This is a genomic window from Streptococcus cristatus AS 1.3089 (genome assembly GCF_000385925.1).
Taxonomy (GTDB): Bacteria; Bacillota; Bacilli; order Lactobacillales; family Streptococcaceae; genus Streptococcus; species Streptococcus cristatus_B.
Genome location: NC_021175.1, coordinates 1,523,193 through 1,548,812 on the forward strand (window position 1 = coordinate 1,523,193; position 25,620 = coordinate 1,548,812).

Annotated in this window: 23 protein-coding genes and 2 pseudogenes; 7 read left to right on the forward strand and 18 right to left on the reverse strand. The window is 42.7% G+C overall.

What is annotated here, in order from left to right; all coding sequences use genetic code 11:
- Window positions 1-8 precede the first annotated feature (8 nt).
- The 9 genes and pseudogenes from I872_RS07525 to I872_RS07560 form a co-directional block, all read right to left on the reverse strand.
- The gene (locus I872_RS07525; RefSeq protein WP_015605536.1) at window positions 9-257 is read right to left on the reverse strand and encodes a YneF family protein; all 249 of its coding nucleotides are present in this window, start codon (window positions 255-257) and stop codon (window positions 9-11) included.
- A 57-nt stretch (window positions 258-314) separates the two neighbouring features.
- Window positions 315-1,565, reverse strand: coding sequence for a diaminopimelate decarboxylase (locus tag I872_RS07530; RefSeq protein ID WP_015605537.1), 1,251 nt, complete (start codon window positions 1,563-1,565; stop codon window positions 315-317).
- 190 nt (window positions 1,566-1,755) lie between these two features.
- A pseudogene (locus tag I872_RS12290) lies at window positions 1,756-1,889 on the reverse strand (DNA (cytosine-5-)-methyltransferase); the annotation flags it as partial.
- A 158-nt stretch (window positions 1,890-2,047) separates the two neighbouring features.
- Window positions 2,048-2,872, reverse strand: a complete 825-nt coding sequence (locus I872_RS07535; RefSeq protein ID WP_015605538.1) for a hypothetical protein — start codon at window positions 2,870-2,872, stop codon at window positions 2,048-2,050.
- A 42-nt stretch (window positions 2,873-2,914) separates the two neighbouring features.
- The gene (locus I872_RS07540) at window positions 2,915-5,566 is read right to left on the reverse strand and encodes a valine--tRNA ligase (protein WP_015605539.1); all 2,652 of its coding nucleotides are present in this window, start codon (window positions 5,564-5,566) and stop codon (window positions 2,915-2,917) included.
- Between the two features lie 591 nt (window positions 5,567-6,157).
- A complete protein-coding gene (locus I872_RS07545) occupies window positions 6,158-6,736 on the reverse strand; it encodes a flavin reductase family protein (protein WP_015605540.1) in 579 nt (192 codons plus the stop codon).
- 244 nt (window positions 6,737-6,980) lie between these two features.
- Window positions 6,981-7,235 carry a DUF1912 family protein gene (locus I872_RS07550; RefSeq protein WP_002899692.1) on the reverse strand — a complete coding sequence of 85 codons (255 nt, stop codon included), beginning with the start codon at window positions 7,233-7,235 and terminating at the stop codon, window positions 6,981-6,983.
- A gap of 26 nt (window positions 7,236-7,261) precedes the next feature.
- Window positions 7,262-8,623: a DUF438 domain-containing protein gene (locus tag I872_RS07555; protein ID WP_015605541.1), complete on the reverse strand. Its 1,362-nt coding sequence runs from the start codon at window positions 8,621-8,623 to the stop codon at window positions 7,262-7,264.
- 2 nt (window positions 8,624-8,625) lie between these two features.
- A complete protein-coding gene (locus I872_RS07560) occupies window positions 8,626-8,856 on the reverse strand; it encodes a DUF1858 domain-containing protein (protein ID WP_015605542.1) in 231 nt (76 codons plus the stop codon).
- Between the two features lie 292 nt (window positions 8,857-9,148).
- Here I872_RS07560 and I872_RS07565 point away from each other — a divergent pair, with 292 nt between their 5' ends.
- Window positions 9,149-10,081, forward strand: a complete 933-nt coding sequence (locus tag I872_RS07565) for a nitronate monooxygenase (protein WP_015605543.1) — start codon at window positions 9,149-9,151, stop codon at window positions 10,079-10,081.
- A 369-nt stretch (window positions 10,082-10,450) separates the two neighbouring features.
- Here I872_RS07565 and I872_RS12295 read toward each other — a convergent pair whose 3' ends face one another.
- Window positions 10,451-10,594: an ATP-binding cassette domain-containing protein gene (locus tag I872_RS12295; RefSeq protein ID WP_231913915.1), complete on the reverse strand. Its 144-nt coding sequence runs from the start codon at window positions 10,592-10,594 to the stop codon at window positions 10,451-10,453.
- 349 nt (window positions 10,595-10,943) lie between these two features.
- Here I872_RS12295 and I872_RS07580 point away from each other — a divergent pair, with 349 nt between their 5' ends.
- Window positions 10,944-11,795, forward strand: a complete 852-nt coding sequence (locus I872_RS07580) for a helix-turn-helix domain-containing protein (RefSeq protein WP_015605544.1) — start codon at window positions 10,944-10,946, stop codon at window positions 11,793-11,795.
- Window positions 11,796-11,804: 9 nt separating this feature from the next.
- Here the strand turns inward: I872_RS07580 and I872_RS07585 are convergent.
- Both I872_RS07585 and rlmD read right to left on the reverse strand, forming a co-directional pair.
- Window positions 11,805-12,095: pseudogene (locus I872_RS07585) on the reverse strand (replication initiator protein A); the annotation flags it as partial.
- Between the two features lie 297 nt (window positions 12,096-12,392).
- Entirely contained in the window at window positions 12,393-13,751 is a 1,359-nt protein-coding gene (rlmD, locus tag I872_RS07595) for a 23S rRNA (uracil(1939)-C(5))-methyltransferase RlmD (RefSeq protein WP_015605547.1), read from the reverse strand.
- Between the two features lie 159 nt (window positions 13,752-13,910).
- Between rlmD and recX the strand changes: the two genes are divergently transcribed.
- The 3 genes from recX to I872_RS07610 all read left to right on the forward strand — a co-directional run bounded on the left by recX (window position 13,911) and on the right by I872_RS07610 (window position 15,811).
- Window positions 13,911-14,687 carry a recombination regulator RecX gene (gene recX, locus I872_RS07600; RefSeq protein WP_015605548.1) on the forward strand — a complete coding sequence of 259 codons (777 nt, stop codon included), beginning with the start codon at window positions 13,911-13,913 and terminating at the stop codon, window positions 14,685-14,687.
- Window positions 14,688-14,773: 86 nt separating this feature from the next.
- Window positions 14,774-15,307 carry a nucleoside tri-diphosphate phosphatase gene (gene ntdP, locus I872_RS07605; protein WP_005590859.1) on the forward strand — a complete coding sequence of 178 codons (534 nt, stop codon included), beginning with the start codon at window positions 14,774-14,776 and terminating at the stop codon, window positions 15,305-15,307.
- Window positions 15,308-15,493: 186 nt separating this feature from the next.
- The gene (locus I872_RS07610; protein WP_015605549.1) at window positions 15,494-15,811 is read left to right on the forward strand and encodes a DUF960 domain-containing protein; all 318 of its coding nucleotides are present in this window, start codon (window positions 15,494-15,496) and stop codon (window positions 15,809-15,811) included.
- A 56-nt stretch (window positions 15,812-15,867) separates the two neighbouring features.
- Here the strand turns inward: I872_RS07610 and I872_RS07615 are convergent, their stop codons facing one another.
- On the reverse strand, window positions 15,868-16,302 hold the full coding sequence (locus I872_RS07615) for a GNAT family N-acetyltransferase (RefSeq protein ID WP_015605550.1): 435 nt from the start codon (window positions 16,300-16,302) through the stop codon (window positions 15,868-15,870).
- Between the two features lie 62 nt (window positions 16,303-16,364).
- Between I872_RS07615 and I872_RS07620 the strand changes: the two genes are divergently transcribed.
- Window positions 16,365-16,790, forward strand: coding sequence for a MarR family winged helix-turn-helix transcriptional regulator (locus I872_RS07620; protein ID WP_015605551.1), 426 nt, complete (start codon window positions 16,365-16,367; stop codon window positions 16,788-16,790).
- A gap of 121 nt (window positions 16,791-16,911) precedes the next feature.
- Here I872_RS07620 and I872_RS07625 read toward each other — a convergent pair whose 3' ends face one another.
- The 4 genes from I872_RS07625 to I872_RS07640 form a co-directional block, all read right to left on the reverse strand.
- Window positions 16,912-18,453, reverse strand: coding sequence for an ABC-F family ATP-binding cassette domain-containing protein (locus tag I872_RS07625; protein WP_015605552.1), 1,542 nt, complete (start codon window positions 18,451-18,453; stop codon window positions 16,912-16,914).
- Window positions 18,454-18,708: 255 nt separating this feature from the next.
- On the reverse strand, window positions 18,709-19,365 hold the full coding sequence (locus I872_RS07630; RefSeq protein WP_015605553.1) for a CBS domain-containing protein: 657 nt from the start codon (window positions 19,363-19,365) through the stop codon (window positions 18,709-18,711).
- Between the two features lie 268 nt (window positions 19,366-19,633).
- On the reverse strand, window positions 19,634-20,491 hold the full coding sequence (locus I872_RS07635) for a bifunctional methylenetetrahydrofolate dehydrogenase/methenyltetrahydrofolate cyclohydrolase (protein WP_015605554.1): 858 nt from the start codon (window positions 20,489-20,491) through the stop codon (window positions 19,634-19,636).
- Window positions 20,492-20,628: 137 nt separating this feature from the next.
- A complete protein-coding gene (locus tag I872_RS07640; RefSeq protein WP_002896146.1) occupies window positions 20,629-20,859 on the reverse strand; it encodes a DUF1797 family protein in 231 nt (76 codons plus the stop codon).
- 241 nt (window positions 20,860-21,100) lie between these two features.
- Here I872_RS07640 and I872_RS07645 point away from each other — a divergent pair, with 241 nt between their 5' ends.
- Window positions 21,101-23,374 carry an ATP-dependent Clp protease ATP-binding subunit gene (locus tag I872_RS07645; protein WP_015605555.1) on the forward strand — a complete coding sequence of 758 codons (2,274 nt, stop codon included), beginning with the start codon at window positions 21,101-21,103 and terminating at the stop codon, window positions 23,372-23,374.
- Between the two features lie 183 nt (window positions 23,375-23,557).
- On the opposite strand, the gene I872_RS07650 is transcribed toward I872_RS07645, so the two are convergent.
- Window positions 23,558-25,612 (reverse strand): cation:proton antiporter, encoded by a 2,055-nt coding sequence (locus I872_RS07650; protein WP_015605556.1) that lies wholly within the window; start codon window positions 25,610-25,612, stop codon window positions 23,558-23,560.
- Window positions 25,613-25,620: the final 8 nt, after the last annotated feature.

Genomic DNA, 25,620 nt, shown 5'->3' on the forward strand with positions numbered 1-25,620 from the left:
AGAGAAGCTTATTTTTTGTTTTTATTTTTAGCAACTGCTGCTTTTTGTTGGTTGATGATTTGGCGGTAAACTTGTTGAACGCGTGCTTCACTTGGTTTTTGACCATTGGCACTGAGCAACATCCGCACTGCTTCTACATTGAGACGTGGATTTTCCGCAAATTCCTTTTCGACCTGACGGCGAAGCAAGTACATACCAAGCAAAATCCCACCAAAGAAAGCCAGCATAATCAATAAAATTGCTAACAATGTATTCATAATAATCCGAACTCCTGTTTCATTTTTTACATTACTCTTTATTATACCAAATTATCTCTATTTTTCAAAATCAAAGCCATAGAGAGTCGCGAAATAATCCTCTGGCCTTTCTGCCCGACGAATCATGCGAGCCTGACCATTTTCCTCCAGGAGAATCTCGCTAGAGCGCAATTTGGCATTGTATTGGTAGCCCATGGAGAAGCCGTGAGCACCAGTATCGTGAATGACTAGCGTATCGCCAATCTGACTGATAGGAAATTCCCGCTGGATGGCAAATTTATCGTTGTTTTCACAGAGGCTGCCGACCACATCGACAATCTCCGTCGGTCCTTCAGGTCGATCCATATTGGTAATATGGTGATAAGCTCCGTACATAGCGGGACGCAGGAGATTAACCGCAGAAGCATCCACTCCCAGATAGGTCCGATAGGTTTGCTTTTTGTGAGTCACCTTGGTCACCAAAAGACCGAAAGGAGCCAGCATAAAACGGCCCAGCTCGGTAAAAATCTTGACCTGCCCCAGACCAGCTGGAGTCAGGATGTCCTCATAGGCCTGACGAACTTCCTGACCGATGACCGCAATATCATTTTCCTCGCCATCAGGCTGATAATTGACCCCAACACCGCCAGACAGATTGATAAAATCCAGCTCAACTCCTGTCTCAGCCACTACTTCTACAGCCAGCTCAAAAAGCTGCCGAGCCAGTGCTGGATAGTAGTCATTGCTGACAGTATTGGAGGCCAAGAGGGCATGGATGCCGAATTTCTCTGCTCCCAGCTCCTTGAGGTCTTTGAAGGCTTGAATCAGCTGCACCTTGGTCATACCAAACTTGGCTTCCTCTGGATGATCCATGATGCTGGTCCCCAGCTCAAAGACACCACCGGGATTGTAGCGGCAAGAGATCACCTTGGGAATCCCGGCCACTTCCTTCAAGAAAGCCACGTCTTCGTAAGCATCTAGATTAATGGTCGCTCCCAGCTCCCGCGCCAGACGAAACTCCTCGGCTGGCGTATTATTGGACGAAAACATGATCTCATCCCCAGCAAATCCCATCTTTTGGCTCATGAGCAGTTCCACATAGCTGGCACAGTCCACCCCGCAGCCCTCTTCCTTGAGGATTTTTAAAATAGCAGGATTTGGTGTCGCCTTGACGGCAAAATATTCCTTAAAACCAGCATTCCAAGCAAAAGCCTCATGTAAAGCCCGCGCTCTCGCTCGAATCCCCTTCTCATCATACAGATGAAAAGGCGTTGAAAACTGCGCTGTCAGCTCCGCCAAGCGCTCACGACTGATAAATGGAGTTTTCATACACGCTCCTACTTTCTCTTTTACTGACAATATTATAACACAAGTGTAGGCTGGGGAGGGGAAAAAATAGACTCCAGAATTTCTACAATGGTTTTATCCATCACGGAAACCCTAGAGCCTGTAAATCATAAAATTAGAGAATATTTATATGGAATAAGTTAGGAGTTATGACATATATTTAAGACATACCCTCATCAAATTCATTTACATAGGGAATGCTGAACTCGTTAGTCTGTTCAAATCCCAACTCAATTTCCCAATATGTATGAAGAAAGCTGTTATGTTGTAGTTATCAGGTCGGTTCTAACTGACAGAATTTGTCATGTAGTAACCTGCTTTCTAAAATATTGATTTTTCTATGAAAATACTAAGGATAGTACAATAATAGAAAATCTATTCTTTTCATCAATTAAGGCTGATATTACATTTCTCAATCCTTTATTTATCACTATTATATATTACACTAAAATAATTGGTAATTATTATTTAAATATAAACTTTATAACAAGAATAAATATTGGAGCAATAACTGTACTTATGGAAGAAAGAGAATTGACAAGTTTTGTTTGTATTTTAGAATCGTATACTGAAATTAAACTATGTAATCTTACAATCAAAATATTTAAACTAAAGAATAATGGGAATAGAACAACCAAGGCAACAATTATAGAAATAAATACTGAGAGACTAGATAAAATAATAGGATACTTCAAAAACTGTATAAAACCTTGCTTAATCTCTGAATAAGTAAATAAATATAAAAAGATAGTTACTGTAAATCCTAAAGTATTGATAATGTTTTGCTTATCTAGTAAATACTTAATAACTACTAAAACAATATAGATTAAAATCATTAACAACATTTGCTTTAAAGTTGTATCAAACGATAAAACTAGATTATTTTTTATTATATTTACTTCCAAAATCGAGGATATATTTTTAAAATCACTTGAAATGTTATTAATTATATTGAAAATAAAAACAACTAAAATAATCCAAAGAGATGCTTTGTATAACTTGTTTGATAAAAATTTTTTATCTTCTAATCTCTCCTTCTCAAATTTTTCAAGTTCATTCTTTAATTCTACATTTATGGTCTGTGGGTTATTAATTTGTATATAACCATTTTGAATACTTACGTCCTTGAAATCAAAATTTGAATTATTTTGATAATTGTAATTAGATACAATTGATTCTATCTGTTTCTTATCAGTAAAGTCACTTTTTATTTGCCATAAAAATGATAAAACAGGTATCCCGTATGTAATAAAACCGGCCAATAATTCTACTACATTTTTAAGATTCATTTAAATTTTTCTCCTTTTTCTAAAAAATACATGTTGCCAGCTTTATCCCACCAACTTCTTCATCTCATCAATACGTGCAACGGTCGCGTCGTATTTCGCTTGGTAGTCGGCTTGTTTGTCGCGTTCTTTTTGGACGACTTCTGGTTTGGCGTTGGCTACGAAGCGTTCGTTAGAGAGCTTCTTACCGACCATATCCAGTTCTTTTTGCCATTTAGCCAGTTCCTTGTCGAGACGAGCCAATTCTTCTTCGACATTGAGGAGGTCTGCCAGTGGCAAGTAGATTTCTGCTCCTGTGATGACACTTGACATAGCCAGTTCAGGTGCAGGAATGTTTGAAGCGATTTCCAAGTGCTCTGGGTTTGTGAAGCGTTTGATGTAGTTGACATTGCTGTTAAAGAAGGCTTCCAAATCGCTATCGCTAGTTTTCACGAGAATCGTGATAGGCTTACTTGGTGCTACGTTTACTTCCGCACGCGCATTCCGAACGGCACGAATCAAGTCTTTGAGGCTTTCCACACCTGTGTGAGCCGCAAGGTCTTCAAAGGCTGGGTTGACAGTTGGGTATTCTGCTGTAACGATAGAGCCTTCTGAGATTTGTCCAAAGATTTCCTCTGTCACGAATGGCATGATTGGGTGAAGGAGACGAAGGATCTTGTCCAAGGTGTAAAGGAGAACAGAACGTGTGATAACTTTCTCTTCTTCGTTGTCGCTATAAAGGACTTCCTTGGTCAACTCAACGTACCAGTCCGCAAACTCATCCCAGATGAAGTTGTAGAGGATGTGGCCAGCTACACCAAATTCAAACTTGTCAAAGTTAGCAGTTGCTTTGCCGATAGTTTCATTAAGATTGTGGAGAATCCAGCGATCTGTGACATTTCCAGCTTCCTTGTTGGCAACTTTTTCGACATTGGCAGTTGCTTGCTCAAGGGTCAAGCCTTCATTGTTCATGAGGATGTAGCGAGAGATGTTCCAGATCTTGTTAATGAAGTTCCATGAAGCATCCATTTTCTCGTAAGAGAAGCGCACGTCTTGCCCTGGTGCAGAGCCGTTTGAGAGGAACCAACGAAGGGCATCGGCACCGTATTTTTCGATGACATCCATTGGGTCAATCCCGTTACCGAGAGATTTAGACATCTTACGTCCTTGCTCGTCACGGATGAGACCGTGGATCAGGACGTTTTGGAATGGCTGACGGCCAGTGAATTCCAAGGATTGGAAGATCATACGAGATACCCAGAAGAAGATGATGTCGTAACCTGTTACCAAGGTTGAAGTTGGGAAGTAACGTTTGAAGTCTTCTGAGTCCACATCAGGCCAGCCCATAGTTGAGAATGGCCAAAGGGCAGAGCTGAACCAAGTATCCAAGACATCTTCGTCTTGAGTCCATCCGTCACCTTCTGGAGCTTCTTCACCGACGTACATTTCACCTTCAGCATTATACCAAGCAGGGATTTGGTGACCCCACCAAAGCTGACGAGAGATAACCCAGTCGTGGACATTTTCCATCCATTGAAGGAAGGTATCATTGAAGCGTGGTGGGTAAAATTCTACCTTGTCCTCTGTGTCTTGGTTGACAATAGCATTCTTAGCCAATTGGTCCATCTTGACGAACCATTGCGTAGACAAGCGGGGCTCAACCACTACACCTGTACGCTCTGAGTGACCAACACTGTGGACACGTTTTTCGATTTTAACAAGGGCACCGATTTCTTCCAACTTGGCAACGACTGCCTTACGAGCTTCAAAACGGTCCATGCCTGCAAATTCAAAGGCCAAATCGTTCATGGTTCCGTCGTCGTTCATAACATTAACTTGTGGCAAGTTATGGCGTTGACCAACCAAGAAGTCGTTTGGATCATGGGCAGGCGTGATTTTCACGACACCTGTACCAAACTCAGGGTCTGCGTGCTCATCTCCAACGATTGGGATGAGTTTATTAGCGATTGGAAGGATGACGTTTTGGCCGATCAAGTCCTTGTAACGTGGGTCTTCTGGATTGACCGCAACGGCTACGTCCCCAAACATGGTCTCAGGACGAGTGGTCGCTACTTCAAGGGCGCGTGAACCGTCTTCCAGCATGTAGTTCATGTGGTAGAAGGCACCTTCGACATCCTTGTGAATCACCTCGATATCAGAAAGGGCTGTGCGAGCTGCTGGGTCCCAGTTGATGATAAACTCACCACGGTAGATCCAGCCTTTCTTGTAAAGGTCGACAAAGACCTTGCGAACTGCTTTTGACAAACCTTCGTCAAGAGTGAAACGCTCGCGAGAGTAGTCTACAGAGAGCCCCATCTTGCCCCATTGTTCCTTGATGGTGGTGGCATATTCGTCTTTCCATTCCCAGACTTTCTCGAGGAATTTTTCACGACCTAGGTCGTAACGAGTAATGCCCTCACCTCGCAAGCGCTCCTCGACCTTAGCCTGAGTCGCAATTCCCGCATGGTCCATACCAGGAAGCCAAAGCGTATCAAAACCTTGCATGCGTTTTTGACGGATGATGATATCTTGCAAAGTTGTATCCCAAGCGTGACCAAGGTGAAGTTTCCCAGTTACGTTTGGTGGTGGAATGACGATAGAATAAGGCTTAGCCTTTTGATCGCCAGAAGGCTTGAAAACATCGGCATCAAGCCATTTTTGGTAACGACCAGCCTCAACCTCGGCTGGATTGTATTTAGGTGAAAGTTCTTTAGTCATGTGTGTTCTCCTTGTTTTATTGCTTAATTACTTTCTTATGTAACTTTTTCTGTTCTTTTTTTATTTTATTAATACTTTTTCTTGTTATATTATATTTCATATTCAAATATTTTTTGTTTCAATTATAATTGGCATTATAAATTTCGTAACACTATTTTTCTAAATCTGTCCTATTCCTTTCTATCTTTTTTATTTGAGAAATATATTTATGATCTATATTAGAAATTTGATAAAGGAAAAATTTCTGAAAAAATTATAATTAGCACTAAGATTACTGGCAAGATCGCTTCTAGCAAATTCACTTTAATCAGATTATAGAAATTTAATAAAACAATTGTTAATTAAAATGAATACAAGTAAGGGAGTGCGAACGCCACCATGAAAGAAAGGAATAAGATAATTTTTTCTTTCTTTCATGGTGAATCAAAATTGAGCTTAGATAGTAATTTTATCAGGAAATATTGCAAAATTAAAAAAATAATTGAAAAAATAGATGGATATATGTTGAGTAGCGTAGGCATGGATATCCTCGGCTCAGCCACTGTACTGACTCGTAAGACCAGATGCTCCGTCTCGATTCATTCGGGTAGCTCAGCTCTTGTCATCTTTTTTCCTCGCTTTCTTGATAAAGCTTCCCATGGGATCGACTCGGTTATCTAGATAACGATAAACGCGCTGATGACCGTCCCCCATAAAGTAAGTCGGCGCAAAACGGTCATTTTTAAAATGTCCCTTCTCATCCAAAAGTTCTGGGACAGCCAGTCGATCAAGAATCTTAGCAAAGATATGGCAGATACCATCTTCCTCGATGATTCTGTCGACCTTACAATCCAGAACGACTGGACAGGCATCCAAGATAGGTGCTTGTGTCAGTTTAGAAGGTTGAAAATCTAAACCGAGTTTAGCAATCTTTTCACGGTGACTAATAAATCCAGCCTGCTCCATCTCGAGCATGAAGTTTTCGTCAGGGATATTCACGGTGAACTGTTGATAATGCTTAATCTGCTTAGCCGCATTTTCCTCAGCACCAACACCGATGACTAGCCAATCTCCCAGACTATAAGAGGAGCTGCAGGTCGTTATATTGTGTCCAAAGTTCTGGTCCTGATACCCCAAAATGAAGATAGGAAAGCCATAATATAGTTTACTTGTTTTAAAAGATTGCTTCATGACGACCTCCTTTGACTAAGACGCAAAAGAAAATCCCTGCCATAAACATGACAGGGACGAATGTGTTTATCCGCGGTACCACCCAATTTCGGGCAACGCCCGCAACTTTGTTTATTTCAATTTTTCATCTCATCAGCAACCAGTCTTGACACATTTGTGGACTTCTCAGCACCGCCACTTTCTGTAAAATGCTTGACTCAAAACACCTCTGATGAACTTATTCTATCACCTTTCCAGTGAAAAATCAATAATTTCTCTCACCCAAAAGTCCATCTGGCAGATCGTGAAATCCCTTGCCCGCCTGATAGTTGGCGAATTTTCCTAAAAGGAACTGGTAGGCATCTAGTCGACTCTCATAGCGAATGGCCGCTTCCTTGGCCCGCTCGTCTTGGTCCGCCTCGTAGACTGCCTGGCTCTCCTTGAGGGCCATCTCGTTAATCATGACCTGGGTCTTGACCCAAGCTTCAAACTCCTGTAAAAATTCCTGTTCGTAACTCATGTTTCTCACTTTCTAACTGCAAATACCTAGTCCAAATCTCGGTAAAAATCACTGTCAATATCACGAAAGGGCTGAATGTCCTGTACATACTCCAGCACCCCCTGAAATTCACCGGCCTCATCCCGCACCGCCGCATAGGTCACATGGACAAACTTGCCCCGCGATTCCGACTTGAACCACATCTCAAACTTGTCCCGCTCTCCCTCACGCAGAGCCATGAAAATCCGCCGCACCTTGTCCAAAAGCTTGGGCGGGTGGCAGAGCTCGACATTGCGCCCTATCTGAGACGGCGTCCGCTTGAAAATCATCTCGTCCGCCGGCACACTGTCATTATAATACTGGAAAATATCGTCCTTATTGACAAAGGTAATCTCCATGGGCAGATGGTCCAAAATCAGATTGGCCTCCGCCACCGACAGATAGCCATGACCAAAAGGCTGCTGGGAGTCCCGATTAAAGGCTTGCTCCTTCTTTTCCTTAGGCTTAAAGGAAATGGTGACCTGACCATCCGGCGTATCAATGACCTGCTCAAATCTGCCATCACTAGTCTGCTCCGTGCTGGCTGACGCTTCGCTTCCTTCATCAGCAGCAACCCCAGCTTCCTCCTCCGAGAATGAGTGTCGCGCAGGAATCCATTTCTCTGTCGGCTTGATAATGGCATAACCATAAGCATCGCTCTCCTCAGCAATCTTGAGCCAGTCATCCTGAGTAAAGGACTCGAGGAGAATCATGAGAAGGATAGACTCTTCCTTGAAAATCATAGCTTCAAACTCAGCCGCAAAGGTCTCAAACTTGTCCTTGACTTCCTCAATCGAAGTATCCGGCAACTGCTCTGCAGCAATCTTAGCCTCTTGGAAAAGGTCACGAATCTGGTCATCTACACCCCACATGACCTTGGGCGGCGAATCATGGCCGTAGCTCTCCATGATGGGAAACATGAGCTCTTCCTTACGCTGATAGTGGATATCAAACTGCCCCACCAAACCCAGCTGGCGCTGGAGTCCCTTGCGGATTTCAGGAAGAAGCTCCTCATCTTCTGTGCTTTCATAGGTGGATAGGAGCCTGCGAACCCGCATAAGGGCAGCCCGCAGCGCTAGATTTTCCTGCTTGAAGACCTGAACAGGATGGCCTGGATGGTCAGTATCAGCCACCTCTACATCCTGAATGGCACCTTTAAAGAGGTTGGCATGGACATTGCAGAGGGACATGACATCTTCGAAGGTCACTCCCGTATCCGAGTTCATCAGCTCATGCTCCATCAGGCTAATCTCAATAGCCGACACACCAGCAAAATGCTCATTAAAAAGCTCCTGAACAGATTCTGCCGAAGCTCCGTTATGTAGGTCCAGCAAGATAGACTTGAGGACTTCAATGCGTTCAGTAGCCATGCCTAAATCCCCACCACTTCATAGCCGTTTAATTCCAGCGTTTGCTTGATTTTATTCAGGTCAATGCCGTTCATGGCAGCTCCTTTTTTGATCGAAACCACGCGCCCGACTGTATTGCGCATGACAGGATTGGCCAGAGGCTTAAAGCCCAACTCGACCAAGACATCCAAGACCTCGGGCTGCTTTTCAATCACTTCTGCCACTGGAATAGACAAATCAATCACATTATCCATATGCCCTACCTCCGTGTATTTTTTATTATTATATCACAAAAAATGCGTCCAATAAAAATCCTTCCCACACTTGCTCAAATCCAAGCTTGGAGAATATAACAAATTCTAATAGACTATAAGTTATTGTTATAAGGACACTGATAAAGGGAGTTTCACAAAGAAAAGCCAGTCCTATCAAGAATTTCTGAGATTTTTTTCACAAAGTGCTAGCTTTTGTCAGACTAGAGCTTTCTTGAAAACGCTTTATTATAGTGATATAATGATTTTAAATACAGAATAAAGGAGATGCCCTATGTCTATTACAGAATTGTTGAACATCAAGTACCCTATTTTCCAAGGAGCTATGGCTCAGATTTCCCACTACCAACTGGCAGCGGCTGTTTCAGAAGCTGGTGGGCTGGGAATCATCGCTTCAGGTGGAATGACGGGTGAGCAGTTGCGCGAAGAAATCCGTGAACTGCGTAAATTGACTGACAAGCCATTTGCCGTCAATGTTATGCTCATGATGAAAAATATCAAGGATATTGTGACAGTCATCATTGAAGAAAAAGTTCCTGTCGTAACGACTGGGGCTGGTACACCAAAATTCATCATGCCTTATCTAAAAGAGGCTGGTATCAAGGTTATCCCTGTTATTGCCAGTGTCAAACATGCGCAAAAAATGCAAGAGCTCGGAGTTGATGCCGTGATTGCCGAAGGTTCTGAAGCTGGTGGCCATATCGGTGAAACCAATACCATGGCTCTCATTCCTCAGATTGTTGACTCAGTTGATATTCCAGTCATCGCTGCAGGTGGGGTTGCCGATGGTCGTGGTCTCGCTGCCGCTTTTGTCCTCGGTGCGCAAGGGGTTCAGATGGGAACTATCTTCCTAGCTTCAGAAGAATGCCCAATTGCCGCAGCTTACAAGGATGCCATTGTCGCAGCCAATGACACTGCTACTGCCGTTACTGGTCGTATTGCTGGTGCGCCGGTTCGTTGTATCCGCAATGAAATGACTGACCACTATATCGAACTAGAAAACAAAGGCACCAATCGTGATGAACTCGAAGAAATCACCATCGGTTCTCTTTCTAAAGCTGTTTATGAAGGAGATACTGTGCACGGCTCTATGATGAGTGGCCAAATCGCAGGCTTAGTCAAGGAAATTCGTCCATGTAAAGAAATCCTCGATACAATCTTTGCCGATGCTCAAAAGGTTCTCCAAAACACCGAAATCAAGCTATAATCCTCTAACTCAAAAACCTGCAGACTTCTGCAGGTTTTTGCTGTTCATTTAGGCTTGTTTCTAAACAAATCGCTCTTTTACTTAACTTTTTTGACCAATTTCACGACTGCTTCGGTTCGTGTTGTCTTTCCCTTGAGAATAACATCTTTTAATCCCACCATTGATAGATATTCATTAAGTTTTTCTTTCAATATCTAAACTAAGCCCTTATATTTGCTATTAACTTCAAATTTTTATAAGCATCAAGATGACCATAAAATGAAGGTCCCAAAACTAATCCTATCCTAGATAATATATTTTCAGAATTCTGTTCTACGGTTTGATTAAAAATAGTTATTTCCCCAGAATCTGGTTTTAAAATCCCTAGAATCATTTTGATAATGTAGTTTTTCCAGCTCCATTTGGTCCAACAAAACCATATACTTTTCCCTTCTTTAAATAAAATGAAGTGTTATGAATAACTTCAGTATCTCTAAAGCTTTTTGTTAGATTAATAATTTCAACTATAGACATCTCTACTCCCTAGTTTACAGCAAAAAATTATGCTTAATCTTATCGTTTTGTAAAAAATCAGCGAACCCAATAATATTCCATTCAACAAGCCTAAAGAAATACCATATTCAATTGGAAAATCTAAAAAAATTAGCAAACACTATTCCAATCATCACCCCTAGTGAGGCTGCTGTTGAAATAACATCTTCATTTTCTTTTTTCATTTTCTTTACACCTCATTTCCTTTTTGTATATAAGCTGTAGTACTCTCCACCAATAGCCATTTTCATATTTAGACTTCCTTTCAGCTTTTATTTATTGTACAATAAATAAAAATCAATTACTTTTTTGTTGGGAAAATGGGAAAATTATGAAATCAAAACTTGGCATCACACTCAGAAAAGTTCGTAAAGGAAAACAGATCAGTTTATCTTCCGTTGCTGACGAGCATCTTTCTAAATCTCAAATATCTCGATTCGAACGTGGAGAATCAGAAATATCTTGTATTCGACTAATCAATATTTTAGATAAATTACATATTACTTTGGACGAATTTCTTATTTTACATGATAAAGACTACTCCAATACCGAATCATTTGCTAACCTAGTTCAATATATTCGTAAACAATACTCATCACAAAATATCAATAATATAAAATGTCTACTTTCTGACTCCTCAAATTACACCTTAAATTCCTTTGAAAAAACCATGGTAAAATCCATTCTACACACAATGGATTCGAGGATCAGTCCATCTGATGAAGAATTACTTCAATTAATGGACTATCTTTTTAAAGTCGAAAAATGGGGTTACTATGAGATTGTTCTATTTGGTAACTGTGTACGAACAATTAACTACGATTCCTACTTCTTATTGACAAAGGAACTGCTAAAGAATTATCTCTACTCTTCTCTGAATAAAACCAATAAACGAATGGTCGCTCAACTTGCTATAAATTGTTTAATTCTTAGTATAGATGAGGAAAAATTTTCAAATTGCTCCTATTTAATTGATAAGATAAAGGAGTTGCTAGATAACGAATTAAACTTTTATGAACAGACAGTTTTCCTCTATGCAACAGGTTACTATGAATTTAAGCGTCAATCATGTACTGGAATCGAAAAAATGAAACAGGCTATAAAAGTTCTAGATATTTTAGGTGAAGACAAGTTAAAATTACACTATACTGACCATTTTAATAAACTAGTAAATAAAAAATAAATGAAATCATTGTCTCAACTGGTCGTGAACCAATCCCCAAATATAATCTCTGTCGTATCTTGTGAATCGGTCCTCCTTTCGATGAAAATGTTCATTGTCGCTTTTCCTACTTGTTTGACTTTCTTTCTCCTCCTCGTCCTCAATGACAGACTCACTCCCTTTAGTTTCACTCATATCAGTCTCACTAACCTCAGTCTCACTAGTGGCTGAATTTAAGACCGACCCCGGCTGATTTTGATACCTCCCTAGTGTTTTTTGAACACTACCCCCGTCTGAATTTAAGACGGGGGTAGGTTCATGATTGTCCCTCCAACACTATCCAACACTAATAAACCGACATTTCCTAACTCATCAAATTGGATTAGCCCTGACTCTTCCATTTCAGCAATTAACTGAGTTGCTTTCTCAATATTTATTCCCATGATAGCCATGAGATGGCACACTATGATTTGCCGTGATGCCTATTCTTCCTTTTGCATGCTTTCCTCCTGAAAATAAAAAAGCGAGAACACTTATTAAAATGTTCTCGTTGAGTTAATTTATTACTGATGTATCTATTTTTTGTCTACGCAGTCGACATCAAAACAGACGTTCACATCAATATACTTTTTTGACCAATTTCACGACTGCTTCGGTTCGAGCGGTATGCGGAAACATATCAACCGACTGGATGTAGTGGACATCGTAGACCTGACTGAGCTTGACCAAATCGCGCGCCAAGGTTGAGACATTGCAGGAAACATAGACCATCTTTTCAGGTGCATAGTGGACAATTGTCTCTAGCAGCTTATCGTCCAGACCAGTTCGTGGCGGATCGACAATCAAGGCATCCGCCCGATAACCTTCGGCATACCAGCGAGGAATAATCTCCTCTGCCGTCCCAGCTTCGTAGAGTGTATTGTCAAAGCCCATCCGTTTCGCATTACGCTTGGCGTCTTCAATGGCCTCAGGAATGATATCCATGCCCCGCAGAGATTTGACCTTTTTAGCAAAGGCAAAGCCGATGGTCCCCACTCCGCAATAGGCGTCAATCAAATGATCTTCTTTCGTCACATCCAGCGCCTTAATTGCCTCCCCATAGAGCACCTCTGTCTGTTCAGGGTTGAGCTGATAGAAAGCTCGAGGCGATAGGGAGAACTCATAGTCCAGTACTCCTTCTTGGATAGCCTCCTCGCCCCAGATAATCTCTGTCTTATCCCCATAAATCTCACTGGACTTGCTCGTATGATAATTGACTGCAACTGTTTCCAGCTCTGGAAATTCAGCCACTAGGTCTCGAACGACTGGAGAAAAGTCCAGCTTGCGTCCTGTTACAAAAATCATCTGCACTTGACCCGTTTTTCTGGCTCTGCGAATCATAACGGTACGTACTCCAGCTGTCTTTCTCTCATCATAGATAGGCAGCCTGTACTTGCCTAAAAGCCGAGCCACCTTATTGATGATCTGTTGCGTTACCTTGTCCTGAACCAGACAATTTTTTAGCGAGACCAGATAGTGGGAATTCTGGGCATATAGCCCCGCCTTGACCTCATCCTTAAATTTCCGAGTCTGAAACTGCAGTTTAGCCCGATAATAGAGCGGCTCCTGCATACCAATAGTCGGACGAATTTCATAGTTTTCGTAGCCAGCTGGTGCAAACTTTTTCAAGGCCTGACGCAACAAATCTTCCTTAAACTCCAACTGCTTGTCATAGTGGAGGTGCATGATTTGACAGCCTCCACAGCTTTCATAAATCTCACACGGCGCTTCCACCCGAAATTTTGACCGTTTGTTGATGGTCAAGAGCTTGGCCTCGATAAAATTACGCTGAACCTTGGTCACCTGACAGTAGACTTCTTCACCCTTCAAAGCCCCCGGCACAAAGACCAGCGTTTTCTTATAAAATCCAATTCCTTCCCCATTGATTCCCATTTTCTTGATTTTCAGAGGGATTCTTTGCTTCACTTTTACATTCATGCTTCTATTATACCATGCTAGAGTCGATTCGTTGAGAATATGTTACAATAAAGATGAGAAAATAGTCTAAATCATAAAAATCTCTCAACAACTACGAATAGAGTCAGAGAGACGATGAATGACTCTACTCTAAAATATCGTCCAAGTGAAAGGACTAGTATGAAAATCACAAAAATTGAAAAGAAAAAACGGCTCTACCTCTTGGAGTTGGACGACAGCGAAAAACTCTATATTACAGAAGATACTATCGTCCGCTTCATGCTGTCCAAAGGGATGGAAATCACGGAGCAGGAGCTATCAGAAATTCAAGACTATGCCCAATTTTCCTACGGAAAAAACCTAGCCCTCTACCATCTCTCCTTCAAGCAAAGGACTGCCAAAGAAGTCAAAGACTATCTGACCCAGCACGACATTCAGCCAGACATCATCAGCCAAGTCTTGGACGCTTTGAAAAAAGAAAATTGGATTAACGACAGAAAATATGCTAACTCTTTTATCCAATCCAACCTTCTCACTGGAGACAAGGGCGCTTTTGTTCTAAAACAAAAACTCAGTCAAAAAGGAATTTCTAGCACTATTATCGAAGAAGAGCTAAGACAATTTGATTTTACTGAAGTAGCCGAGCGAGTTGCTGAGAAACTTTTAAAGAAATACCAAGGAAAGCTTCCCAGCAAGGCGCTGCAAGATAAACTCCTCCAAGCCCTGATAAACAAAGGATTTTCCTATGGACAAGCCAAAGAGGCCTTCCATCATCTAGACATTGAAGAAGACCAAGAAAACCAGCAAGAACTGCTCTATAAAGAGCTAGACAAGCAGTACCGCAAGTACTCCAAAAAGTACGAGGGCTATGACTTAAAACAGCGTCTGACCCAAGCTCTAGCCCGCAAAGGGTATGATTTTTCGGACATTGCCAGCGCTCTAAGAGAATATCTTTAAGATTTTCTATGAAAACTTAGGCATTTTTATGAAAATATGTTACAATAAAGAGGATAAACTTATAAATTGTAGAAAGTTGGTAGGTTATGAAACTTCCCAAAGAAGGCGACTTTATTACAATTCAAAGTTATAAGCATGATGGGAATCTTCACCGCACTTGGCGAGATACCATGGTACTAAAGACAACAGAAAATGCCATTATTGGCGTTAATGACCACACACTGGTGACAGAAAGTGATGGCCGGCGCTGGGTAACACGAGAGCCTGCCATTGTCTATTTTCATAAGAAATATTGGTTTAATATCATTGCCATGATTCGTGACAATGGCACTTCATACTACTGCAACCTTGCCAGCCCCTACTATCTGGACAATGAAGCCCTCAAGTACATCGACTATGATTTAGATGTCAAGGTCTTCACAGACGGAGAAAAACGGCTGCTTGATGTGGAAGAATATGAACGTCATAAAAGGCAAATGAACTATTCGGATGATTTGGATTTCATTCTCAAGGAAAACGTTAAGATTCTGGTTGACTGGATCAACAACGAACGCGGTCCCTTCTCCGATGCTTATGTGAAAATTTGGTACAAACGTTATGTTGAACTAAAGAATCGATAAAGTTGTCAAAGAGCGCAAGCTCTTTTTTCTTGCTCTCTTTCTCGAAAATCCTTTGTCCAGCAAGGAAGCAATTTCTTGCAATTCCTACTTATTTCTTGTATGATAGAACCAACAATATTGCTGTGTCACACTAAATGACTGATATTTGGTCTACCGCAGCTAGGTTTCCAGAAAGGAGTGAGTCTCATGGCTTTTACCAATACTCGTGGTCGCTATGCCAGCTTTGGCGCCATCACTAGCCTTCCAGATGATGTGATTGACACTTTCTGGTACATCATCGACAACTTCCTTAAAGATGTCTTTCCCCTGAATAACCTGATTCGCTTTGAATTGATCAATAACAAGGGCAAGTTGACTTTCCGCTTCTCTGAGGACCATCTCGATACACTTATCTCCTTTGATTTTACCTATAAGTTTGACCCCTTCTATCCTCGAATGATCTACGTTGTGGACAATGACGGTAGAGAGACAGTCATGTTAGCCGATGAATACTCCATGTTTTAAGAAAACAAAATCCAGTTGAGACACCATCATTAGAGGTGGTTCATCAACTGGATTTTTTATTTTTTGTAAATCATTTTGATATGAGGCGTTGATTCAAAGATAAAAGACTCTCCCTCAGTTACAAAACCAAATTTTTCATAAAGCCCCACGACTTGCTCCTGAGCTTCGATTTCAATCATTTTTCTCGGCCACTTTTTCTCACAAAGAAGCAAGATTTCCTCTACCAATCTATTCCCCAAGCCCTTTCCTCTGGCTGACAGGGCAGTCACAAGGCGGCCAAAAACGACTTTTTCATCTTCCTCAAACACGCGGGCATAGGCATCCACTTCCTCTTGCTCATTTACATGGAAAATGTGCACAGCTGTTAGATCTTTCTCATCCAATTCATGATAGATTCGCTCTTGCTCGACAACAAAGGTATCGATCCGCAGTTTTAAAATCTTGTAAAACTCCAGTGTGTCCAACTCTGGAAAATATTTTTTATACCACATACTTGTTTCCATCCTTGCTTTATTATATAATCATTGTAAATGCAACTATAAAAGGAGTTCTTATGGATTATCGTCAGTTATTTCGTCAAATGGGGTTCATCTCCCGTCAAGCCATGATGAGAATGAACCAAGAAGCTAGCCAATACGGGCTTGATAATAATCTCTTTCTCATTCTTACTCGCATTGTCGAACATCCTGCCATCCATCAATCTCAGCTGGCAGAGCTGGTTCAGATTGACAAGACTACCTTGAGCCGCTCTCTAAGAAAGCTGGAGGAAAGAGGCTTGATTATCAAAAAGACCAAAGCTCAGAATAAGAAGTTCAAGGAGCTCTATCCACTGACTCCTGCACTAAAAGTATATGATAAGCTGATTGGCTATGAGGACAGATATATTCAGGCTAGTCTGCATCAACTGACTTCATCTGAACTCTTTCAGTTGGATCATATCTTACAGAAAATCCAAAACTCCCGACAAGAAGAAGTATAACACAATACAGTTGCATTTGCAACTATCTAACATTTAAAACTAAAGCTATTAAAAACGGCTGCTTGCAAGTGACTAAGTGAATCCTCCTCGTCTCTGCAAGCAAAACCGCCTTAATAGCTTTTTAAGTTAGTTGATTGAAATCCCAGATTTGATCCATCCATCCTTCATAAAAATCAGGCTCGTGGCAGACCATAAGGATGCTGCCCTTGTATTCTTTCAGAGCGCGCTTGAGCTCCTCTTTGGCATCTACATCCAAGTGGTTAGTCGGCTCGTCCAGAACCAGAACATTATTTTCTCGGTTCATGAGGAGACAAAGTCGGACCTTGGCCTGCTCGCCACCTGAAAGAACTTGGATCTGGCTCTCGATATGCTTGGAAGTCAAGCCACATCTGGCCAGAGCAGCTCGAACTTCAGCCTGATTCAGGGCCGGAAAGGCATTCCAGACTGCTTCCAGCGGTGTCTGACGATTGCCGCCTTCCACTTCCTGCTCGAAATAACCCAGCTCCAGATAATCCCCTCGCTCAACTTCCCCAGCGATTGGTGGGATAATCCCCAAAAGACTCTTCAAAAGAGTTGTTTTTCCAATCCCATTTGCCCCGATGATCGCCACTTTCTGATTGCGCTCAAAGGTCAGATTAAGAGGCTGGGTCAGTGGACGGTCATACCCAATCTGCAAATCCTTGGCTTGGAAGATAAAACGGCCAGGTGTACGGGCAGGCTTGAAATCAAAGGAAGGCTTTGGTCTCTCACTTTGCAGCTCAATAATGTCCATCTTATCCAGCTTTTTCTGGCGAGACATGGCCATATTACGGGTCGCTACCCGAGCTTTGTTGCGGGCTACAAAGTCCTTGAGATCCGCTATTTCCTTCTGTTGGCGCTCATAGGCTGCTTCCAGCTGAGATTTTTTCATCTCATAGACCTCTAAGAACTGATAATAATCACCAGAATAGCGGGTCAACTGCTGATTTTCTACATGGTAAACAATATTGATTACATCGTTCAAGAAAGGAATATCGTGGGAAATCAGAACAAAAGCATTTTCATAGTTTTGTAGATAACGCTTGAGCCAGTCAATATGCTCCGCATCCAGATAGTTGGTCGGCTCGTCCAAAAGCAGGATATCTGGCTTTTCCAGAAGAAGCTTAGCCAAGAGAACCTTGGTCCGCTGTCCACCAGATAGCTCTGTCACATCGCTTTCCATACCGTAGTCCATGACACCTAGAGCACGCGCGACTTCGTCGATTTTAGCATCTAGCGTATAAAAATCCCGACTTTCCAAGCGGTCCTGCAGCTCACCCACTTCTTCCATCAGGGCATCGACATCCGCTCCGTCCTCAGCCATGCTCATATAGATTTCATTGATGCGGGCCTCGGTCTTGAAAAGTTCGTCAAAGGCCGTGCGCAAGACATCTCGGACAGACTGACCTTGCTCCAGCACAGCATGCTGGTCCAAATAGCCAGCCGTCACATACTTGGACCACTCGACCTTACCTTCGTCTGGCAGCATTTTACCCGTCACAATGCTCATAAAGGTCGACTTTCCCTCGCCATTGGCACCGACCAGGCCGATATGCTCTCCTTTGAGCAGGCGGAAGGATACATCCTCAAAAATAGCCCGGTCTCCGAAACCGTGGCTGAGATTTTTTACTTCTAAGATACTCATTTTTTCTCCTCTATCATTGATTGCAGTCCTTTTGATTATATCATCTTAGGAAGCCAATTGGCAAGAAAATAAAGAGGCTGGGACAAAAGTCCTAGCCTCTCAATTGTCTTTGGATTGTCGAGCAAGACGCAGTGGTTGAGTGAGCTCTACTAGGCTGATTTCATCAGCTTTTACAGCCCTACTCAACTGTGCGGAGGTGGGACGACGAAATCGAATTCTAACGAATTACCGATTTCTGTCTCACTCTCTTTTACTCTATAAAACTTTTGCACTGGTACGGCTAATCTCTTCTACTTTTATACCGTGTGCTTCAAACTTAGTCTTCAAGGCAGCCAAGTCAATATCTCCGTCAATTTGTACCTCAATGACAACTTTGCCATCCTTCCGAGGAATGTTGACCGTATTTGAAATATTGAGATTTTCTTCGACGAGCAAGGTGATAATCTGAGCCAGCACACCGACCTCATCTTCTGTGACAAAGCGCATGCGGACACCCTCTTCGCCGTAGCCAGAAACTTCCAGAAAGGCCTTGAAGATGTCGCGGTCTGTAATGACGCCATAGACCTGCTCATTGTCCACAACTGGTAAAATTCCAATTTTATTTTTCAGCATCAAATAGGTCGCATCTTCCAAGCTGGCATATTTAGAAACAGTCACCACATCGTGGATCATAACATCTTTTACCTTGGTTTTATTCAGAAGGTAGTTCATTTCGTAAATAGATAAGCTCGTCGCCTTTGATGGACTTGCTTCCGCAATCGTTCCTTCTGTCACAAGACCTACCAGCTTATCATTTTCAATCACGGGCAGGCGATGCAGTTTTTGGTCACGCATAATATCTGCCGCATGCGCAATCGTTGTGTCTGGACTAATGTATACAACCTTACGCGTCATAAAATCTTTTACTGCCATGTGAAGCCTCCTCTAGTTTTTTATTCTAATCTTATTATACTGTATTTTCTAAATGATTTCACGGTTTTCTCTTATGTTTTCAAAATTTAGAAAAATCACTCAATCCACTTGCAAAAACAAGTCCAATCTGCCTATGAAAAAACGAGGCGGGAAAGCTTGACCCAGCCTCGCTTTATCGTATCTCTCTAGTTTCTTGCCTAAGAGCCTCTAGCCATAAAATTGCCAAAAATGAGTGAAGGAAGAAATTCGTCAGATAAATGCTACTTCCCTACTCTTTCTCCAAACTTCTGACAAAGGCTTGATAGGTCTGCTCCATCAGCATGGTAATGGTCATCGGTCCGACTCCCTTTGGAACTGGAGTAATGAGACTAGCCACTTCAGCCACTTCGTCAAACTTAACATCGCCAATCAGCTTGCCATTTTCATCCCGGTTCATGCCGACATCAATCACGACAGCTCCCTCCTTGACAAAGTCCTTGGTTACAAAGTGCCCACGTCCAATAGCCACCACCAAAATATCTGCTTTCTTGGCAATTTTAGCTAAATGATGGGTCCTTGAATGCGTCAACGTAACAGTCGCATTTTTAGACAACAGAAGCTGAGCCATGGGTTTACCGACAATATTACTACGACCAATCACCACCGCATTCTTGCCTTCCAAGTCCACCTTATATTCGCGGAACATTTCCATGATTCCTGCTGGTGTAGAAGGGATCATCAAAGGATGTCCTGACCAAAGCCGCCCCATATTAGTCGGATGAAAGCCATCTACATCCTTCTCTGGATCAATGGCTAATAAAACCGCTTCGTCATCAATGTGAGCTGGCAAAGGAAGCTGAACTAAGATGCCATGCCAAGCCGAATCCTGATTATATTTAGCAATCAAGGCCAACAATTCTTCCTGACTCGTTGACTCAGGCAAGCGCACAACTTCACTGCGGAAGCCTGCAGCTAGAGCGGACCGTTCTTTATTTCTCACATAAACCTGACTGGCTGGATTGTCTCCTACCAAAATCACCACTAAACCAGGTTCTTGCCCTGTCTCTTCTTTTAGTTTTGCTGTTTTTTCTGCAAGTTTTGCTTGGAGTTTCTCCGCTAAAGCCTTTCCGTCAATAATGTTTGCCATGCTTTTCTCATTTCTTTTTCATATAATTATCCATTATATCAGAAATCCTCCTGTCCCACTTATACATTTTTCTTATATAATGTTATAGGATGAAAGACTGGGGTGACAAGCAAAACAAAAAAGCAGAAACCTGCTTTTTAGTATAATAATTCATAAATTTCCATGGCAATCAAATCAATACTATCGAAAGTATAAGTCTCACGCGCTGCCACATCACGCAGAGTAAACACTGAACCATTTTCTTCGTCGTAGCTGTAAGCCACTTCGGCAACAACCACTCCTTCACGTTCAAAATTACGTTTTAAATTTCCACCATCTTTGGCCATAGCTTCCAAACGATTGATGATTCTAACTAAATGTGATTCCATTTTATTTCTCCTATTTACTTGCTTCTTTCCTATTTTACCACAAAAAGAAACTGAAATACCAGTAAAAGACGATTTTTTTCTCATTTTCGCTCTATAATTTCTCAAAGAATCAATCTCAGGGAGGATTTTGTAGTAAATTCTTGCATTGTGTAAGAATACTGATATAATGAAACTATAATACTTTGACTATTTTTGACCATTTAAAAATAGGTGGATTCACGGCCAAAGAAAGAGGTAGAATATGCTTTGTCAAAATTGTAAAATCAATGAATCAACCATTCATCTCTATACAAATGTAAATGGAAATAAGCAGCAGATTGACCTTTGTCAAAACTGCTATCAAATCATGAAAACAGACCCTAACAATAGTCTTTTTCGAGGACTCGCTCAGGCTAACAACCAAGGAATTGACCCTATTGATGATTTCTTTAACAGCCTTGGTAATTTCCAACAACCGCAAGAACCAAATCCAAATATCCCACCAACTCAATCTGGAGGAGGCTACGGTGGCGGTGGCTATGGTGGCAATTCCAACCGTGGATCTGGTCCGCGCCAACAGGCTCCGCAAAAGCCGAAAGGTCTCCTAGAAGAGTTTGGTATCAATGTGACTGAGATTGCTCGTAAAGGAGAGATTGATCCTGTCATCGGTCGGGACGAAGAGATTACCCGTGTCATCGAAATCCTCAACCGCCGTACCAAGAACAATCCTGTCCTTATCGGAGAGCCTGGTGTCGGAAAAACAGCCGTGGTCGAAGGTCTAGCCCAGAAGATTGTGGATGGGGATGTGCCTCATAAACTCCAAGGCAAGGAAGTTATCCGTCTCGACGTAGTCAGCTTGGTACAGGGGACTGGTATTCGTGGCCAATTTGAAGAGCGGATGCAGAAGCTCATGGATGAAATTCGCTCTCGTGAAGACATCATCCTCTTTATCGATGAAATCCATGAAATTGTCGGAGCGGGCTCAGCTGGCGATGGCAATATGGACGCTGGAAACATTCTTAAACCAGCTCTGGCTCGTGGCGAACTCCAAATGGTCGGAGCAACTACTCTCAATGAATACCGTATCATTGAGAAAGATGCAGCCCTCGAACGTCGTATGCAGCCAGTTAAGGTGGACGAGCCGACTGTTGAAGAAACCATTACCATTCTCAAGGGTATTCAAAAGAAATACGAAGACTACCATCACGTCAAGTACACAGATGCGGCTATTGAAGCAGCTGCCCTTCTCTCCAACCGCTACATCCAAGACCGCTTCCTGCCAGACAAGGCTATCGATCTCTTGGACGAAGCAGGCTCTAAGATGAATCTGACCCTCAATTTTGTTGATCCTAAGGTCATTGACCAACGTCTGATTGAGGCCGAAAATCTCAAGGCTCAAGCAACCCGTGACGAAGACTTTGAAAAAGCAGCTTACTTCCGCGACCAGATTGCCAAATACAAGGAACTCCAAAAAACGAGCGTGCTGGATAACGATATTCCCATTATCAGCGAGAAAACAATTGAGCACATCGTGGAGCAAAAGACCAATATCCCAGTTGGCGATCTCAAAGAAAAGGAACAGTCTCAACTGGTCAATCTCGCCAGCGACTTAAAAGCCCACGTCATCGGCCAAGATGATGCCGTGGATAAGATTGCCAAAGCCATCCGCCGCAATCGGGTCGGACTAGGAAGTCCTAATCGTCCAATCGGAAGTTTCCTCTTTGTCGGCCCAACTGGTGTCGGTAAGACTGAACTATCTAAGCAACTAGCCATTGAGCTCTTTGGCTCGGCTGACAGCATGATTCGTTTTGACATGAGTGAATACATGGAAAAGCATAGCGTGGCCAAGCTGGTTGGTGCGCCTCCAGGCTACGTCGGCTATGAAGAGGCTGGCCAGTTGACTGAGCGCGTCCGCCGCAATCCATACTCGCTCATTCTACTGGATGAGGTAGAAAAGGCCCATCCTGATGTTATGCACATGTTCCTGCAGGTTTTGGATGATGGCCGCCTAACCGATGGTCAAGGTCGGACTGTCAGCTTCAAGGACACCATTATCATTATGACATCCAATGCCGGAACGGGCAAAGCTGAAGCCAGCGTTGGCTTTGGGGCAGCTCGTGAAGGCCGCACCAATTCCGTCTTGGGTGAATTGGGCAACTTCTTCAGCCCTGAGTTCATGAACCGCTTCGACGGCATCATCGAGTTTAAGCCACTCAGCAAGGACAACCTCATGCAAATCGTCAACCTCATGCTGGACGATGTCAACCAGCGCTTGGCAACCAACGACATTCATCTGGATGTCACAGAGAGAGTCAAAGAAAAGCTGGTCGATTTAGGCTACGATCCCAAAATGGGGGCTCGCCCACTGCGCCGCACCATCCAGGATCATATCGAAGATGCTATTACTGACTTCTATCTGGAAAATCCAAGCGAAAAAGATCTCAAAGCTATCATGACCAGCAATGGCAAAATTCTCATCAAGTCAGCCAAAAAATCAGAGACAGAAAAAACCAAGCTCGATGAAAGCAAAAGCTAACTGACTTTGGCTTTGCATCTCGATAAACTTTAAAAGATAAAATAAGAAGAGAACGGCTGCTTTGTCCGCTCTCTTCTTGTTTTATTTTATTTTTTAGAAGACGCTTCACCAGCAAATATAGAAAACAAGCTAGCCAAGTATTCCTTATCATCTCCTGTGGAGCTCACTGGATAGACTTAGCTTTTAGTGTCCTCTAGCGTAATTAACCATGTCGTAGGGCAAGGTATTAGCTCTTTCTTTCAATGAGTAATTTTCTAAATTATTGACATTTTGGCGCAGGCGTTTGGCATAGCTGCTTGAGATTAATTTATTTTTCTCGTATTCGAAGATGATTTTTCTCTCCAGATAGTAGCCCCACATCATTTCTGAGATGTTGTTAGGCTTGATACGCGTAATAACCCGCTCGATGAAGGCACCGCTGCCGATGATCTCCGTTTCCCTTAGTCGAGATTCCTGCAAGAATGTAATCAGCGAGGGCTTATAGATCCCTTTTAGGTGTTCCAAACTTTCGATAATGACTTCGGTATTGGACAGGTAAAGCTCTGCTATATCCTCCATGTCCTCGGCAGTCAAACGCTTAGCTCCCCCTTGCCTCCAAGAGCGCCATCTGGCACCAAGAGTGACGATTTCATGGAGCAACATGCGCAATACACGCAGCGTAACAAGAAACATATAGGTAAAGCTAGAAGCCAGATTGCGATTGATTCCCTGCTCGATATTTTGCAGGTAACGCTGATAGATGTGATAGCTGCGATCGCTGATTTTTCCTTCCTCAAAAGCTTGCTCCAGACCATCATTTTCGATACTCAAAATCAATAATTTCAGAGCTGCCAAATCTCGCTGAGTGGCCTTATCTTCCTGTTCAAGGATTAGATTTTCGATCCGGCCATGGTAATTGTCAATAGCCGCATAGAGAGGTGCCTTAGCCTTGGCCTGCTTGAGACTCGCTTCCAGTTCACCCACCACTTCATTTAAAATAGCAATGTGCATCAGGTGCTCGGCTTCCTCTTCTCTCTCCTCAGATAGATGCGGAAGAGTGAGCAAGCCTGTCATAAAGCTCAGAAAGGTGACACCCGCCACCAAGAAAAGCAGCAAAGGATAGGCCTGCTCAAGCTGACTCGGAATCAAGAGAATGGTGGCAATGGAGACGGTTCCTTTGACACCTGAAAAAGTCAGCAGCAGCATTTCCTTCAGGTAGTTCCCAAAATTCTTGTGCAATCTTCTAATTCGAATGAAGTAAAAAGTGAACAACATGACAAACCGAAGGGCAAAGAGCAGGAAAGTCAAAAGAACAATGCTTACTAACAGCAAGAGATTATCGTAAATCGGGCTCTTTAAGATTGGCTCTGCAATCATTTCCAGTTCCATTCCTAAAATGATAAAGACCGAGCCATTAAGCATAAAATTAACTGTATTCCAGATGGTCTCCGTGACCGAATCTACCTGCGCTTCCAGAAGCGTAATCCGCTTGAAGCGACTGGCCTTAAAGATACCTGCGACGACTACTGCGATAATCCCTGAAACATGGATTTCCTCTGCTAAAAAGAAGGTGACCAAGGGTAGGCTCAGCTCCAGCAAGAGCTCACTGGCAATATCTGACACTTGGGCACTCATCAAGAGCTTATGTAGCCAGCGATTGAGGCCAGCACTGAGCATCCCGATGGCAAACCCACCGATAATTGAAAGAACTAAGGAAATACTAGCTTTTCCTAAGGAAAAACTTCCTGTGGTCCAGGCCAGAAGGGCGACACGAAAAGCCACCAGACCAGACGCATCATTGAGCAAGCCCTCTCCTTTTAGGATATTTTCCACCCGCTTGGGGAAGGAAAAACGCTCTGAGAGAGAAGCAAAGGCAACCAAGTCTGTCGGCCCCAGAGCTGCTCCTACGGCAACACAGGCCGCCAAGGGCAAGGCTCCCCAGATAAGATGAGCCAGATAGCCCAAGCCAACCGTTGAAATAAAGATAACTGGAAAAATCAAGTATAAAACGATTCTCCAATGTTTGAGGATACTAGTAATATTGCTTTCCTCAGCTTCCCGAAAGAGCAAGGGTCCGATCACCAAGGCCAAAAACAGCTCTGTATCCAAGTGAAACTTCTCCTGAGGAAGGATAAAACCAAGTGAAATTCCCAGCACAATCTGAACTAAGGGTAAGGGGAGCTGGGGCAGGAAGCGATTGGTCACATTCGATACAACCAACAGGAGCAAAAAAACAATCGTGTAGAGAAGGATTTCCACTCTGAACC

Bases quoted from the DNA above. Each gene is read 5' to 3' on its own strand.
- I872_RS07525 (WP_015605536.1), bottom strand. From the start codon at position 257: ATGAATACATTGTTAGCAATTTTATTGATTATGCTGGCTTTCTTTGGT.
- I872_RS07530 (WP_015605537.1), bottom strand. From the start codon at position 1,565: ATGAAAACTCCATTTATCAGTCGTGAGCGCTTGGCGGAGCTGACAGCG.
- I872_RS07535 (WP_015605538.1), bottom strand. From the start codon at position 2,872: ATGAATCTTAAAAATGTAGTAGAATTATTGGCCGGTTTTATTACATAC.
- I872_RS07540 (WP_015605539.1), bottom strand. From the start codon at position 5,566: ATGACTAAAGAACTTTCACCTAAATACAATCCAGCCGAGGTTGAGGCT.
- I872_RS07545 (WP_015605540.1), bottom strand. From the start codon at position 6,736: ATGAAGCAATCTTTTAAAACAAGTAAACTATATTATGGCTTTCCTATC.
- I872_RS07550 (WP_002899692.1), bottom strand. From the start codon at position 7,235: ATGAGTTACGAACAGGAATTTTTACAGGAGTTTGAAGCTTGGGTCAAG.
- I872_RS07555 (WP_015605541.1), bottom strand. From the start codon at position 8,623: ATGGCTACTGAACGCATTGAAGTCCTCAAGTCTATCTTGCTGGACCTA.
- I872_RS07560 (WP_015605542.1), bottom strand. From the start codon at position 8,856: ATGGATAATGTGATTGATTTGTCTATTCCAGTGGCAGAAGTGATTGAA.
- I872_RS07565 (WP_015605543.1), top strand. From the start codon at position 9,149: ATGTCTATTACAGAATTGTTGAACATCAAGTACCCTATTTTCCAAGGA.
- I872_RS12295 (WP_231913915.1), bottom strand. From the start codon at position 10,594: ATGTCTATAGTTGAAATTATTAATCTAACAAAAAGCTTTAGAGATACT.
- I872_RS07580 (WP_015605544.1), top strand. From the start codon at position 10,944: ATGAAATCAAAACTTGGCATCACACTCAGAAAAGTTCGTAAAGGAAAA.
- rlmD (WP_015605547.1), bottom strand. From the start codon at position 13,751: ATGAATGTAAAAGTGAAGCAAAGAATCCCTCTGAAAATCAAGAAAATG.
- recX (WP_015605548.1), top strand. From the start codon at position 13,911: ATGAAAATCACAAAAATTGAAAAGAAAAAACGGCTCTACCTCTTGGAG.
- ntdP (WP_005590859.1), top strand. From the start codon at position 14,774: ATGAAACTTCCCAAAGAAGGCGACTTTATTACAATTCAAAGTTATAAG.
- I872_RS07610 (WP_015605549.1), top strand. From the start codon at position 15,494: ATGGCTTTTACCAATACTCGTGGTCGCTATGCCAGCTTTGGCGCCATC.
- I872_RS07615 (WP_015605550.1), bottom strand. From the start codon at position 16,302: ATGTGGTATAAAAAATATTTTCCAGAGTTGGACACACTGGAGTTTTAC.
- I872_RS07620 (WP_015605551.1), top strand. From the start codon at position 16,365: ATGGATTATCGTCAGTTATTTCGTCAAATGGGGTTCATCTCCCGTCAA.
- I872_RS07625 (WP_015605552.1), bottom strand. From the start codon at position 18,453: ATGAGTATCTTAGAAGTAAAAAATCTCAGCCACGGTTTCGGAGACCGG.
- I872_RS07630 (WP_015605553.1), bottom strand. From the start codon at position 19,365: ATGGCAGTAAAAGATTTTATGACGCGTAAGGTTGTATACATTAGTCCA.
- I872_RS07635 (WP_015605554.1), bottom strand. From the start codon at position 20,491: ATGGCAAACATTATTGACGGAAAGGCTTTAGCGGAGAAACTCCAAGCA.
- I872_RS07640 (WP_002896146.1), bottom strand. From the start codon at position 20,859: ATGGAATCACATTTAGTTAGAATCATCAATCGTTTGGAAGCTATGGCC.
- I872_RS07645 (WP_015605555.1), top strand. From the start codon at position 21,101: ATGCTTTGTCAAAATTGTAAAATCAATGAATCAACCATTCATCTCTAT.